The organism is Salipaludibacillus aurantiacus (assembly GCF_900111295.1).
GTDB classification, from domain to species: Bacteria; Bacillota; Bacilli; order Bacillales; family Salisediminibacteriaceae; genus Salipaludibacillus; species Salipaludibacillus aurantiacus.
Map to the genome: position 1 here is coordinate 84,282 of NZ_FOGT01000014.1, position 13,819 is coordinate 98,100.

The 13,819-nt window shown below is 42.1% G+C and carries 14 protein-coding genes; 10 read left to right on the forward strand and 4 right to left on the reverse strand.

Features of this window, described 5'->3' with window-relative positions:
* The first annotated feature begins 136 nt into the window (after nucleotides 1-136).
* The gene (gene rlmD, locus BMW59_RS15715) at nucleotides 137-1,507 is read left to right on the forward strand and encodes a 23S rRNA (uracil(1939)-C(5))-methyltransferase RlmD (RefSeq protein ID WP_245733172.1); all 1,371 of its coding nucleotides are present in this window, start codon (nucleotides 137-139) and stop codon (nucleotides 1,505-1,507) included.
* 239 nt (nucleotides 1,508-1,746) lie between these two features.
* Here rlmD and BMW59_RS15720 read toward each other — a convergent pair whose 3' ends face one another.
* Nucleotides 1,747-2,118 (reverse strand): hypothetical protein, encoded by a 372-nt coding sequence (locus BMW59_RS15720; RefSeq protein WP_177174383.1) that lies wholly within the window; start codon nucleotides 2,116-2,118, stop codon nucleotides 1,747-1,749.
* Nucleotides 2,119-2,322: 204 nt separating this feature from the next.
* On the opposite strand from BMW59_RS15720, the gene BMW59_RS15725 reads away from it, so the two are divergent.
* Nucleotides 2,323-2,676 carry a VOC family protein gene (locus BMW59_RS15725; RefSeq protein WP_093054232.1) on the forward strand — a complete coding sequence of 118 codons (354 nt, stop codon included), beginning with the start codon at nucleotides 2,323-2,325 and terminating at the stop codon, nucleotides 2,674-2,676.
* 93 nt (nucleotides 2,677-2,769) lie between these two features.
* On the opposite strand, the gene BMW59_RS15730 is transcribed toward BMW59_RS15725, so the two are convergent.
* On the reverse strand, nucleotides 2,770-3,123 hold the full coding sequence (locus BMW59_RS15730; RefSeq protein ID WP_093054234.1) for a hypothetical protein: 354 nt from the start codon (nucleotides 3,121-3,123) through the stop codon (nucleotides 2,770-2,772).
* A 110-nt stretch (nucleotides 3,124-3,233) separates the two neighbouring features.
* Here BMW59_RS15730 and BMW59_RS21855 point away from each other — a divergent pair, with 110 nt between their 5' ends.
* Together BMW59_RS21855 and BMW59_RS15735 are read left to right on the forward strand one after the other, a co-directional pair.
* The gene (locus BMW59_RS21855) at nucleotides 3,234-3,404 is read left to right on the forward strand and encodes a hypothetical protein (RefSeq protein ID WP_177174384.1); all 171 of its coding nucleotides are present in this window, start codon (nucleotides 3,234-3,236) and stop codon (nucleotides 3,402-3,404) included.
* Between the two features lie 26 nt (nucleotides 3,405-3,430).
* Complete coding sequence (locus BMW59_RS15735; RefSeq protein WP_093054236.1) at nucleotides 3,431-3,634, forward strand: hypothetical protein; 204 nt, start codon at nucleotides 3,431-3,433, stop codon at nucleotides 3,632-3,634.
* 123 nt (nucleotides 3,635-3,757) lie between these two features.
* On the opposite strand, the gene BMW59_RS15740 is transcribed toward BMW59_RS15735, so the two are convergent.
* Entirely contained in the window at nucleotides 3,758-4,480 is a 723-nt protein-coding gene (locus BMW59_RS15740) for an alpha/beta family hydrolase (RefSeq protein WP_093054238.1), read from the reverse strand.
* Nucleotides 4,481-4,769: 289 nt separating this feature from the next.
* Here BMW59_RS15740 and BMW59_RS15745 point away from each other — a divergent pair, with 289 nt between their 5' ends.
* From BMW59_RS15745 to BMW59_RS15760, 4 genes are all read left to right on the forward strand, one after another.
* Nucleotides 4,770-5,453: a hypothetical protein gene (locus BMW59_RS15745; protein ID WP_093054240.1), complete on the forward strand. Its 684-nt coding sequence runs from the start codon at nucleotides 4,770-4,772 to the stop codon at nucleotides 5,451-5,453.
* A 352-nt stretch (nucleotides 5,454-5,805) separates the two neighbouring features.
* Complete coding sequence (locus tag BMW59_RS15750; protein WP_143051250.1) at nucleotides 5,806-6,171, forward strand: FAD-dependent oxidoreductase; 366 nt, start codon at nucleotides 5,806-5,808, stop codon at nucleotides 6,169-6,171.
* 117 nt (nucleotides 6,172-6,288) lie between these two features.
* The gene (locus BMW59_RS15755) at nucleotides 6,289-6,582 is read left to right on the forward strand and encodes a hypothetical protein (RefSeq protein ID WP_093054244.1); all 294 of its coding nucleotides are present in this window, start codon (nucleotides 6,289-6,291) and stop codon (nucleotides 6,580-6,582) included.
* Between the two features lie 275 nt (nucleotides 6,583-6,857).
* Entirely contained in the window at nucleotides 6,858-7,334 is a 477-nt protein-coding gene (locus BMW59_RS15760; RefSeq protein ID WP_093054246.1) for a CarD family transcriptional regulator, read from the forward strand.
* Between the two features lie 494 nt (nucleotides 7,335-7,828).
* Here BMW59_RS15760 and BMW59_RS15765 read toward each other — a convergent pair whose 3' ends face one another.
* Nucleotides 7,829-10,882 carry an efflux RND transporter permease subunit gene (locus BMW59_RS15765; protein WP_093054248.1) on the reverse strand — a complete coding sequence of 1,018 codons (3,054 nt, stop codon included), beginning with the start codon at nucleotides 10,880-10,882 and terminating at the stop codon, nucleotides 7,829-7,831.
* A gap of 1,053 nt (nucleotides 10,883-11,935) precedes the next feature.
* Between BMW59_RS15765 and BMW59_RS15770 the strand changes: the two genes are divergently transcribed.
* Entirely contained in the window at nucleotides 11,936-12,199 is a 264-nt protein-coding gene (locus tag BMW59_RS15770; protein ID WP_093054250.1) for a hypothetical protein, read from the forward strand.
* A 425-nt stretch (nucleotides 12,200-12,624) separates the two neighbouring features.
* Nucleotides 12,625-13,623 carry a ring-cleaving dioxygenase gene (locus tag BMW59_RS15775; RefSeq protein WP_093054252.1) on the forward strand — a complete coding sequence of 333 codons (999 nt, stop codon included), beginning with the start codon at nucleotides 12,625-12,627 and terminating at the stop codon, nucleotides 13,621-13,623.
* Nucleotides 13,624-13,819: the final 196 nt, after the last annotated feature.

Sequence of the window (13,819 nt, forward strand, 5' to 3'; positions counted from 1 at the left end):
TGCTTGTCCTTTAAGAAAGGTTTCTTAATTGCCCGCCGTCCTTTATACTAGGATAGGATAATTTAAAAGAGCAGTTTTTATAAAGGAATGTATGCAAGGAGGAACAGACGTGAAAAAAGAAATTGCCCCAGAAACAATGGTAGTTGATATAAAGCATTTGGATAGGAAAGGGTCGGGCCGTGCGGTGGCCTGGCGTGAGAATGAGCACGGGAATGAGAAAAAGCTACGATTGACGATACCCCAGACTATTCCGGGAGAGAAAGTTCAAGTGACGGTGGACCGGCCGGACCGGAAACGAAGAAGGGCCGCAGCGGAAGAAATCATGGAAGCGAGCCCGGAACGAACCGAACCGCCATGCCCCCATTTTGAAAAATGCGGCGGCTGTGTCTGGCAGCACTGGACATACTCAGGACAGCTCAGGCACAAGACAGAACACGTGAAAAAGGCGATTGAATGGGAAGGTTTTAATCCTGAACTTGTGCACGAGACAGTCGGGATGGAAGAGCCTTGGCACTATCGCAATAAGATGGAATTCACTTTTTCGCCTGAAGGGGACATGGGACTTCATGAGCAGGGGAATTTCCGTAAAATTATTCCGCTCGAAACATGTTTAATTGCTGGAAAAGAGATGGTTGAGGCAGCGATGGAAGTGGCGGATTGGGTGAAAGACCACCAGCTTTCCGGCTACGATAAAGATAAACATGAAGGCTTATTGAGGCACCTGATGGTCAGACAGTCGTTTGCTACAGGTGAAATCATGCTCGCTCTTTTTGCGACGGAAGAACCGGAAGGCCAGCTTAAAGCGGCAGCAGAAGACCTTGTGTCACGGATCAGTGTGAAGTGTCCGGATGTTAAAAGCCTGCTATGGCTTGAAAATACAGACTGGGCAGACCGTGCTCAATCGGAAAAAGATCACCTGTTAGCCGGACGCGACTTCATTTACGACGAAATGGCCGGCTACCGATTCCGTCTCTGGTTTGATACTTTCTTCCAGACGAACCCGGCACAAGCCGAAAAACTGGTTGAGCTTGCACTGGAAAAGGGCCAGCCGAAAGAGACCGAAAAGATGATTGATTTATTCTGCGGTGTAGGCACATTCTCGCTGCCATTTGCCAGCAGAGTGAAAGAGCTTGCCGGCATTGAAATTGTAGAAAGTTCAATTGAATCAGCGAAGCGGAACGCTGAAGATAATGGGCTTTTCAATACACGGTTCCTGGCTAAAGATGCCCGGAAAGGGATTGATCAGATGCTTGAAGAGTTTGGCATTCCTGAACTGCTTCTTCTTGACCCGCCGCGCTCAGGTGCCGGCGGGAAAGTGATGCGACGGATCGGACGTGCCAAGCCGGAGCGCATCGTTTATGTCTCCTGTAATCCGGATTCCTTTGCGACGGATCTTAAGGAGCTGGAGCCATTTGGCTATACATTGAAAGAGGTCCAGCCGGTCGATTTATTCCCGCATACGTATCATGTGGAGCTGGTAGCGGTTATTGAGAGAGAAAACGGCTAGAAAAATAATAGTACGGTCATAAGTCAGCCTGGAAATATTTCAGGCTGGCTTTTTGTATTGAAGAAAGTTTTGCGAGAGAAAAAGTAAATAATGGCCTTCATGATTATTTGCGGTATCATATCATCTGCCCTCAGGTAATAGGGTTGAGTTGACAGCTTGATAACATCAATTTTTATGGTGGTTAAGAAGGAACACAAACAACAAGGTTTTTAATTACTCGAGGGATAATCGATTGGTCTTTATATTGGATTTGCTAACTCAAACTCTGCAAGCCATCTGTGGTACTCACCGTTATGCAGCATTAAATCGTAGAAGAATGTTGGAATGCATTTTACAATTCTTACTCTAGTACTAACCTCAACGTGGGGAGGGACCCCGTGTCCGGTTGAATTTATAACAGTAGCAAAGCTGCCAGGAGTTAAACAACAATTATCTGGCTTTAATTCAAACCAGGCAAACCAACGATGAATCATGCCATCCGGCAATTGCACTGCGCATATATTTCCAAACCAAGGTTTTATTAGTGTGACATAAGTACCTGGGTGTATTTCAGGTGGATGACTTACAAGTGATATTACACTTTTTCCAGGAAGGAACTGAGGAGAAGGCATATAATTATATATCAATTTTTTTCGAACTCCTTTACTTTATACTCAGTATTCAATATATGATATAGGCAGATTAAGTGATACTATATTTATCAGTACTCAGGAACGTGTAACTTAGATGGATTGGTTAACTAATTAAAGGGAATTTCCATAATATGGCGAATGAGATAGTAGATCACTTAATCTATTTGAAAAGAGGGTAATGGTATGGGAAGAGTCGTTGGATTTGAATTAAGCAGTCAAGATCCTGAAAAAGCAACTGCCTTTTATTCGAACGTTTTTGACTGGAAGGTGGCTGATCCGAAATGGAATTTTTGGGCAGTGACCACAGGCGATAATGACAGTAGTGGAATAAATGGAGGGATAAGTAAAGGTCCTGCTGATTTTCCTCATGGCACCCGCATACAAATCGAAGTGGCTTCTATAGATCAAACTATTAAAAAAGCAACGGAGAACGGAGCTATGGTCGTAAGAGAAAAAATGGAATTTGATGATTTTTATCTCGCCTATTTAACTGACCCAACAGGAAATGGTATAAGTATTTTTGAAAGAAAAGAGTAAAAAAAGAACACCGGCTATCCGATAAGAGACAGCTGGTGTTTTCATGTTAAACCGTCAGTTTTCCCGTGGACACTCGCCTTTTTCCTGCCAGAATTAGCCAAGGACGACTAGAGCAATGACAAAGAACACGGCTAGCAGTCCGGCGCCTGCCCCTGCTGCGATGGCTGCATGTTTAAATTTGGGTCCCTCTGATTCAGATTTTTTGGATTGTCCTGACTCTTGCGTGCCTACTGTTGTCCATTTTTTCGGGGCTGATGTGCCATATATTGTCGGCGTCGGTACTTTCCCGCTTGTGAATGCTTTTATGATAAGAGGCAGAAACGCAAGGACGCCAAGGGCCACCAGGATTAAAAGAAACGTATTCATGCTTATTGTAAAGTAGGACACAAGCGCGACGGCGCCTGCCACCGCTAATCCTCCTGCGAGTCCTGTGAGAATGTTTTTCATCTTGTCACTCCTCTTTAAGTCTAAATTAGCAACTGGCTGATTGATTGTCCTGTAAAACTTTTAAACTCCCTATTCCCATGGAAAAGGATAAAAGTCAAAGGGGGCTTACAATGAATAAAATTATTTTTCGGATAGTGGCTGTTGCCATGCTTATTACTTGCATCGCTGTCGTCGGCCATCTTTTTACCGGCGGGGAGATGTCTCCGCTGCAAAGTCTCTTTTATATCGGTATTGCCCTTGCAGTGACAGGTGTGATCATGGGCGTGAAAAAAGTTATGTAAAAACTGAGCCGATGGAGGTGGTGCCCATGTCAGTTATTGTCCCTGCCCTTGTGGCAGCAGCGCTCATTATGATGGGTGTCCTTATTGCCCAATTAAAAATACTGGATTCCTTTAAAGCGTTCGGCCAAGGAAGGGGCGAAACAGCAAAAGCACGAAAAAATGCCGGCATTTCCGCCGGGATTCTCGTCATGATCGGCGCCGTATCCTGGATTATTGCTTCTTTATTTTAGAAAAAACCAGGTTGGTATTTTTTGTTAATAATCTTCTTCCCGGAGCAGCCTCGTTTCAAACAGTGTTCTTTCTAAAACAAGTTAGACATGTGTGAAACCTTACATAGCAGGTTTTACACATGTCTATTTCACTTTTTCATCCAGCCACTTAAGCATCGCTGCAACGATGTCGTTTTGCTGTTCCAATAAGCTGATTGTTGCGTCCATATCCCCGCTCTGCTCCCCGTAAACGCCAAACTGGGCGTGGTTTCCTCCCTCAATTTTATGAAAGACCGCTTCCGCTGATAAAAGAGTGGAAGTGTCGTCTATATCCTCTAACGTTGTCAGTCCGTCCCGGTCGCCATAAATGGATAACATGGGGAGACTGCTACCCGAAAAGTCATTGCTTCCTTGCGGATAAGAGGCTAAGAAAAACACACCGTCAACTTCCGAATCATAGGCATAGGAAGCCGCTGCAACTCCGCCCAGCGAGTGTCCTCCGATCACCCAAGTATCCATCTCATCAAATTCCCCGACAAGTGAATCAGCTTTACCAATATTGAAAAAAGCAAGGTTAAAACGCACCTCAGGAATAAGCACGGTATAGCCTTCGTCTGCGAGAGAGGCTCCGATATAGCTGTACGCCTCAGGCTCTACCCTCGCACCCGGATAAATAATGACGCCGGTTCCGTTAGGACTCTCCGGCAAAAAACGAACCCCATCTTCCCGAATAATGTCTTCCTCGCTGACGAGGCTGGACAATTCTTCGGATGCTTCATAAGTCATTTCCGACCAGATCCAAAACCCGCCAAAAAGAAGAACGATAAGTATTCCAATAATAAGTGCACTGATTTTAAGTATTTTCATAAAAAGATCCTTTCTATATGTGTGTGTTTACCAAAAGGGAGGCCGATTGATATGGGGCTCCGTTAATGCATCATATCTTTTATAAAGAAAGCAGTAAGCAGGCAAGATAAAACAGCTTTCAGACAAACATCTTTATCCATAATATCAGATAACTGTGAGTACAAAGCAAGGAATGAAATCTTAGGCATTTTTATTGCTCGTTTTCTCCAAAAGTGGTGGTAGTATTAAATGGAGTAAATAAGGCCAAAAATGATTAGCGAGAAAGAGCCCATAAAAAGACGGAGGAAGTATGAGAACCAAAAAAATACAAAACTTTATAACGCGTTTTATTTTAGATAGATCTCAGTTACTGAAAATAGAAGAATTAGATTTATCCAGTCAAGCCAAAAATGTGTTTGATGATATTTATTACAATGGTGTATTACAGGCAGAGGGGCAGTTTATTGATTATCGCAGCAGCTATCCGGTATATCAGTTTTTAAATTATATGATCGAGAATAAAGACCTCCTGGTCCATGGTTCTAATAACTCCTTAATCGAGCGTTTCGAGCCAAAAGAAAGCACTCTTTTTAACGGCAGACCTGTTAAAGCTGTTTTTGCATCCAGTGATGGGGTATGGTCTTTATTTTTTGCTGTTAAGAATCGGCGGCTTTACAGTGACTCTAATAAGTCTCTAAGAAACCTGTGTTATACGGTCCCGGCAAAAAAAGGAATCAGACGCTATTATTATTTTTCTATTAATAATGAGGACATGTTAGACATTTGGACAAAGGGAACTATTTATTTTTTCTTTAAAAACAGCTTTATCCATGGTGGCATCAGGGATGAGTGGGTGTGTAAAGAAACTGTGCGGCCGATTGCGAAACTGTCAGTAAAGCCAGCTGACTTTCCCTTTTTAGAAAAAACGAGCAAACATGCCGAAACAGATTCAATGATAAAAACACTTCTAAAAGCCTTTTTTATAAAAAAGTAACAAAGCGGCTTCTAAGGTAAACTTGCTCTTCTGGATGTCGCTATCTTTTTAAGAAGACAGCAGGTCAAAACAGAAGTCATTAAATCGTCACCTTTTTCGCAGAATCCCAGGGGTTCATAGCGATTAATACTCCTGTTTAATGAGGTATATAAGTCTAGTGAGTTCGTGCGTGTATTTATTTTTTATAACTAAGCCTGAAAATTTTAACTACTAAACATTGTAAAAATCATTAGAATTATATTAGATGCAGGAGTGAAAAGACATGGGTTTATGACCACCCATTCTGGCACGAGTATGAAGTAGAGTGCGGAAGAGAGGAATAATGGATGTCGTATATACGGATCCTTAAGGCGTGACGGTCTCAGACTCCTCTAAAGAGGGAGGGGAACATCGACTGACTATGTTCATTGGCGCTAACACTGCTGAAGAACTGGCTAATAAAAGCAGGGATAAACAAATGGAGACGGCTCTGAACTGGCTTGAAGATGTATTTGGAAAGGAAGCTCTAACATTTAAACACGCCCAGCAAAGCGTCTGGGTAAATGATGAGCACTGTGGCGGCGGGTATGGCGAACTTCCCGACGCAGCGGAAGTCCTGCGCACACCAAGCGGCCGATTCGTATTTGCAAGCAGCGAACTTTCTGAGCAATTCCCTTATTATATGGAAGGAGCAATTCGAGTAGGGCAAGCTGCTGTCAGCAGGATTTTTGGGGACTAGTTTGCTGATTCTTTTCCATAACTTCTTAAGTAGTGAAGACATACACTTGTACTAAAATGGACCATCCTTCAAAATATAATTACAGGTAATACACGGCTTACTTAAAGGAGTTATTATATGATTCAGTTTGATTGGTTTGAATTATTTTTTTCTATGGTGCTATTAGTGATTATTTTTTCTCCTTTTATATTTTCTAAGATTAAAAAGAAAAAGCCTGAATTTATTGGTTGGAAGGGAGCAGTAAAATCAAGGTGGTTTGGTATTCCCCTTATTTTTCTTTTGCTGTTTTCCTATCTTAGTTTCTTAAATTTAGCTGCTGCCATAACTTTTTCAATAGTAGTGTCTTTCTTAATCACACTTACAGTCCACACCTTTTCTTTCATCATGAGCAAACGGAACAGTTATAATTAATTAAAGTAATTCATGTGGATGTTTAGTCGAGGGCGAGAATAGAAATCTGGAAGCTGCATATGCAGCTTTTTGTATTGCCGATTAACTGAAAAATGGTGTTAGTTAAAGGACGGGAAAATTAACCTTCACTTTAAGGAGAATCCGGCACTAATCCTACTGTTTTTCGCGTCTTCTATTGAATGAAAAAAGTAGTTGACACCAAAAATAAATTTATGATATTATTAAAATTTTGATTAAAAATAGTATGTGTGTTAAGGTTAAGAAGGTTAGAATATATGGAGGTGGATTATTTGTTTCAAATTGGCGATAACATTGTTTATCCAATGCACGGAGCAGGCGTCATTAAAGCTATAGAAGAAAAGGAAATCTCAGGGGACACACAACAGTATTATGTTATAAAAATGTTAATTGGTAATATGCAAGTCATGATTCCTACAGGAAAAATGCTGAGTTCATGTATACGCCCTGTTACTGACATAGTTGCATTAAAACACATTATACACATTTTTCAGCATGGAGAATCAGATAGATTACAAGCATGGAAACAAAGGTATAAAGTGAACACGGACAAAATAAAAACGGGTAACATGCAAGATTGTGCTGAAGTTGTACGTGATTTAATGCGTATGAAGAAAGAAAAAATACTTAATACAAGCGAAAAAAAAATGTTGGATAACGCACATAACTTTCTGACTAGTGAACTGGAATTAATTCAAGGAATAACTGACCATCAAATAGAAAGTTTCAATTAAGGTTAAGATATATTAACCTCTTCTGTTATTTAACTGCAATCTCATCCATTTGTTATTTGATTTTTTTTCTGCAGAAATAGCTCAATGAAATAGTTACTTGATCTTTCAATCCTGATTCACACTGGCACTAATAAGTAGCCGTCAAGATGTGATGGAAAGAGAGGCAGGGCATTCATTTTTTTAGGTATACGGTCAATTATTTATGTTATTGGCACTGCGGGTTGACTATTTTATTGGGCTTTATGAGAAAAAGAATTTTGAATTGCAGTTAAGCAATAGAAGAGCGTTAGTGGAAAAAGAGAATATCATAAAGGGACGAAGCACATGTCTTCGTCCCTTTTTCACTGTGATTTTAAAAATAAAAGCTGTGTGATTAAGCTTGTGAGTTGATCTGATATTTGTGGTTTGCCCCTCACAACTAAACTTATATATTTAAACATGCAATAGTTCCCTTTTACGCGTAAATCTTTGCGGTGCAGAAGCATTCTCGCTGTTTAAGAAGCCTTTTCGTTTAACTCAGGCGTCGTCTTTTTCTTTTTTGAAAACAGTTTTCGTATCCCTCTTTTAAGATCCTCCACCATTAAATAGACGGATGGGATTAATCCTAACGTAATTAAGGTTGCGAATAACAATCCCCCGATAATCACCGTTGCCAGAGGAGCCTGATAGCCGCTCGCTGTTCCTCCAGCCAAAGCGAGAGGCAGCATGCCGCCAACTGTCGTTAACGTGGTCATAAAGATCGGGCGAATCCTGTTTTTACCCGCTTCGACGACCGCCTCATTCACAGTCAAGCCGGTTAACCGCAATTGCTTAATCCGGTCGATTAACAGAATAGCGTTATTTAACACAATCCCAATCAGCAGCAATATCCCGAGAGCAGACAGCACGCTGAGTTCCCGCTGGGTGATGAGCAAAGCTAACACAGACCCTGCAGCTGTCATTGGAATAACTGACATAATAATCAATGGATGGACGAGGCTGTTAAACTGAACCGCCATTACCATGTAAACGAGTAGAAGGGAGAGACTTAGGACGATAAGTAAATCCATGATCATTTCCTGCTGAGCTTCCATATCTCCGGCTACGGCTACCGAATAGCCTGACGGGGTCTGAAACTCATCAACGATGGACTGGACATCCCGAGTGACAGCTCCTAAATCACGGCCTTCAATTTCTGCTGCGACAGTGACATACCTGTCTCCATTGTCCCTTTGTATTTGCAAAGGCGATAACACTGTTTCTAGCTCCATATAATCACTGAGCGGTTTGACGCCAGTCGTGCTGGTGATCTCAAATGCTTCTAACGCTTCTTCACTTTCAATTACTGAGTTTGAAGCTGCAAGGATGGGGACAGACATGCCGTCTTCCAGCACTTCACCTACAGGAATTTTTGAAAAAACGCCTTGAAGCTGCTGGTACAGGTCGGTTTTTGTAAGACTGTCCTCTTCTAAGGGCTCTTCCTTAAACTTAAACTGCCTTTCTTCAACTTGAGCATCAGCGGAAGTTTTCAAATTTACCAGCCCGTCTACCTGAGCCAGTTCTTCCTTAAGGTTTTCGCTTATTAAAGCCGTCTCCGTCAAGTCCTCTCCTTTAACATATAATTGAACCGGTTCGCCGTTACCGGGACCCATAAGCATTCCCACACTTTTAACCGGGTAATCGGGCTCGAGTTCCCTTAAAGCGTCATTAATTGCTTCATTGACTTCATGTTGATCCGCCGTAATTTTATCTCCTTTAGTCATATTGATTAACGCAAATAAGTAATCAACAGAGTCCATAAAAATAACAGATTCGACGTCAGGCACCCCGGTTAATTTAAACTGAGCTGCTTGAACAACTTCTTCTCTTTCAGATTGTGTCAAGCCGCTTTCAAGCTCCAGACCGACTTCGGCATAACGGTTTAACACATCCGGCATCAGTGTAAACGGCACTTTCGTCGTCAGTGCCATGGATGAGACGAACACGATAAAAAACAACATAATTAAACTGTACCGTCTGCGTTTTCTACCGCTGAGCCAGTGAATCATCCTGCCGTATCCCTCAGTGACAGGTTTGCGCTGGTTCAGTTTATGTCTGTCCTTTTCCCGCAGTTTTAAAAAGTTCTCCGCGAGAGCTGGAATCAGGGTGAAAGCAATCACAACTGAACTGACAAGCGTGATAACCACGACGACACTTAAAACGAGAATAAAAACAGCAAAGTCTCCACCGAATAATCCTACCGGAAGAAAAACCACCAGTGTCGTAAGCATGGATGCTATGACCGCGGAAGTTACTTCCTTAAGTCCTTGCATCACCGCCTCTGTGCCTTCATAACCTTGTTCCTTTTTCCTGTAAATGGACTCAAGAATAACGATGGAGGCGTCGACCATCATCCCAATTCCAAGGCCGAGGCCAATTAGCGTCAGCATATTGATACTGTAGCCTGCCGTCCACATAACTGTAAATGTGAGCAGAATAGAGACAGGAATGGTAATTCCTACGATTAGCGTCGCCCGGAAGTTTTTTAAAAATAACAGGAGTATGATTAATGCAAGAAGCCCGCCGATAAGAATATTAAGAGTCACACCGTCAATAGAGGAAGAGACGTAATCTGCCTGAGCGACAACCTCTGTAAATGACAGGCCGGCATCAGCCCCGGAGTCTTTAATGGCCGTCACTTCAGCTCTTACCGCTTCAGCCAGTTCGATCTGAGTAAAGCCGTTTGTTCTTCCAATCTCAACGAAAATAAAATCACGGCTCCCATCTTTCCACGCCATCGATGATTGCTGGGCCTGCTCGAGTTTAACCTCTGCAATCTCGTCAACAGTCACAGGGCCGTTAACAGTCTGGAGAGGAACCGCTTCGATGTCTTCCTTAGATGCCACAGCTGAATTCCATCTCAATGACGGCTCGTTTTCTTCTTCCTTCAGCTCACCAATAGAGACATTCATGTCAGCCTGCTGCAGCATACCGGCAGCCTGGTTTATATCAAGGCCGTGCTCGATCAGCTTTTCCCTGTCAAACTCAACCACGTATTCAGACTGCTGTAACCCGTTTAACCGGACGTCACGCACTTCATCGAGCTTTTCGAGTCTTTCTTCGACATCCCGTCCAAATGCGGTAAGTTTGTCGAGATTACCACCTGAAATTTCCATATAGAATTCATAATTCTGATCAGTACTCATTGGGAAGACGTCGGTATATTCTACTGCAGACAACTCGTTTTCGATTCGGCTGAGATCTGTCTCCAGATCTCTTATCACTTGATCCATTTTCCCTTCTTCGATTTCTAAAAATAACGAGCTGCTTCCAGTTGTGGAGGATGACTGATAAGATTCAACACCATCCGTATTAGAGAGCGCCTGTTCCACAGGCACAGTAATCTGTGACTCTACGTCTGTTACCGGCAAATCACCCGCCTGAATCGTAACCATAGCCATGTTAAAGTCGACTGAAGGCATCAGCTCTTTATCCAGTTTGTTAATGGCCAGCCCACCTGTAACAAGAATAAGTACGACCTTCAATCCTATGAAAATCTTTCGTTCCAACAACTTCCTCACTATCATCATCCCGCATCCCTCTTTCAACCTTATTAGATAACCAACTCATTTAAGCTAATTTAAGTATATGGCCAGCCGCCTGGCAGCACTACAGACCGCGGGCTACTTTTAAACTAAGACCTGAGGCGTAGTTCTATTAAGCCTGAAAAAGGTAATTTAATGGTTTTAAATTAAGGAAAGGTTCGCTCAGAAGGCAGCATGGCAGGTGAGTGGCTCATAAAACGTGGATATGAGCCACTGAGACTGTGAAGAAGGATGCGAGAGGATGATATATTGAAAAAAAGGTCCGCTCAGAAGGCAGCATGGCAGGTGAGTGGCTCATAAAACGTGGATATGAGCCACTGAGACTGTGAAGAAGGATGCGAGAGGATGATATATTGAAAAAAAGGTCCGTTCAGAAGGTAGTCCGCAAGTGAGAGGCTGATAAAACGTGGATATGAGCCACTCAGACTGTGAAGAAGCATGCGAGCGGATGATATATTGAAAAAAAGATCCGCTCAGAAGGCAGCCCGGTAAGTGAGCGGCTCATAAAACGTGGATATGAGCCACTCGGACTGTGAAGAAGCAAGCGAGCGGATGATATATTGAAAAAAAGGTCCTCTCAGAAAGCAAGCCGCCGAGTGAGCGGCTCATAAAACGTGGATATGAGTCACTGAGGCTGTGAAGAAGCAAGCGAGCGGGTGATATATTGAAGAAAAGGTTCGCTCAGAAGGCGGCAAGGCAAGTGAGCGGCTCATAAAACGTGGATATGAGCCACTCAGATCGGGGAGAAGCATGCGAGAGGATGATATATTGAAAATAAGGTCCGCTCAGAAGGCAGCATGGCAGGTGAGCGGCTCATAAAACGCGGATATGACCTAGTCAGACTATACTGATTCAATTTAGGAGATAAAAGAATATAAGCAAATATTTAAAGCACTAAACAAGACCATTTTTTAATAGTCCTTTTTGGTAAAATATGTTAATATAAAAAGTGTTAAATTACGTGGTTGTAGGTGGTAAGAAGACCGTATATATATTAGTAGGCCAGCTATTATATTTTGTGAAAAAAGGCGGGGGAAAATGAACAATAATAACAAATTTTATAATATTACCGGAATGATCGTCTCACTAATCGGTGTCATTTTAATGTTCTCCAGTGTTTATTACGGAATATGGGTGGCGGATGCGGTTATATTAAATTCCTACAACCCTATAGATACTTCAATATATGAGCTGGCTGTAAGTAAGTATATTAATGCCTTTCACAGTCTGGGCTTAGTAATACTTTTATCCGGACTAATCATGATACTTACAGCTAATTTCAAAAAATTATTTCATTCATAAAACCTATAAATATAACCTATGAAAAGACCCGCTCAGGCAGTGCTTGTGCGGGTTTTGAATGTAACAAGTCTCATTAACTGTTAACAAATAAAAATCCCCATAAACGAAACTTATTTATCCTTTTCTTTCTATTTTTCATCACCATAACTTTTTTACTATCCTATGTAAAGCTATTATTTTATATTAAAAATTGCGCTATTTTTTAACCATAAAAATGATCAATTTAGCATGCAAATTCCCCCCCCAACCCCCTACACCAGTAACATAAAATTACTTCTCCATTGGTAAAATAAAAAAGTGAAGCGCCCATTTCCAATAAACATGAAGCGTATGTGTTGAAATACTATAAAAAATAAAGTAACTTTATATTTATAAGACACTATAGCTCGCTGCGTCCAGCAGTAAGCCAAATTGGAGGTTTTCTTATGAATGAATTAAAAGGGCTTCACCATGTGACCGCTATTACAAGCAGTGCTGAGAAGAATTATGAATTTTTCACGTATGTGTTAGGCATGCGTTTAGTGAAAAAAACAGTGAACCAGGATGATATTCAGACATACCATTTATTTTTTGCAGATGATGAAGGCAGTCCGGGGACAGATATGACGTTCTTCGACTTTCCGGGAATTCCAAAAGGGCGTCACGGAACAAACGAAATATTTAAAACATCTTTCCGCGTTCCGAATGACGCTGCGCTGGACTACTGGGTGAAACGGTTTGACCGACTTGATGTTAAGCATACAGGCATTAAAGAGCAGTTTGGGAAAAAGACGTTATCATTTGTGGACTTTGACGATCAGCAGTACCAGCTAATATCTGATGAAATAAACGACGGTGTGTCCAGCGGGGTTCCGTGGCAGAAGGGACCGGTACCTGTGGAATTCGCCATTACAGGGTTGGGCCCGTTATTTGTTCGCGTGTCTGATATGAAGTATTTTAAAGAGATGATGGAAAAAGTATTAAAGTTTAAGGAAATCTCCCACGATGGCTCCACTCATTTATTTGAAGTCGGTGAAGGAGGCAACGGTGCCCAGGTCATCGTTGAACATAACACAGAACTTCCTCCGGCACGCCAAGGGTTCGGGACTGTTCATCATGCGGCATTCCGGATTGACGATAAGAAAACGCTGCACGAGTGGGACGACCATTTGCGACAATTCGGCTTCCAGACTTCCGGCTATGTAGACCGGTTCTTCTTTAAATCGCTGTATGCCCGGGTCGCTCCGCAGATTTTATTCGAATTTGCCACTGACGGTCCTGGTTTCATGGGCGACGAGCCTTATGAAACGCTCGGTGAGAAGTTATCTCTGCCGCCTTTCCTTGAATCAAAACGGGAGCAGATCGAACAATCGGTCAGGCCGATTGATACCGTGAGAAGCACGAAGCAAATAGAAAAGGAATATGAAGGGGAGTCACGACCTTAGAAAGTCCTCAGGGATTATAGCAAAAGACAAACCTTTTATTTTTAGAAAGTGCTGAACGGGGAGACCGATTCTTTGATCTGTCTGAGCTGCTCTCATATAACTACCGGCGGACGCTCTATTATATTAAATGACTTTCTTCTAAGTAAGCCCATGTGTGAACTCTGTCTTAAACGGGTATAAAAAACCAATAATTACT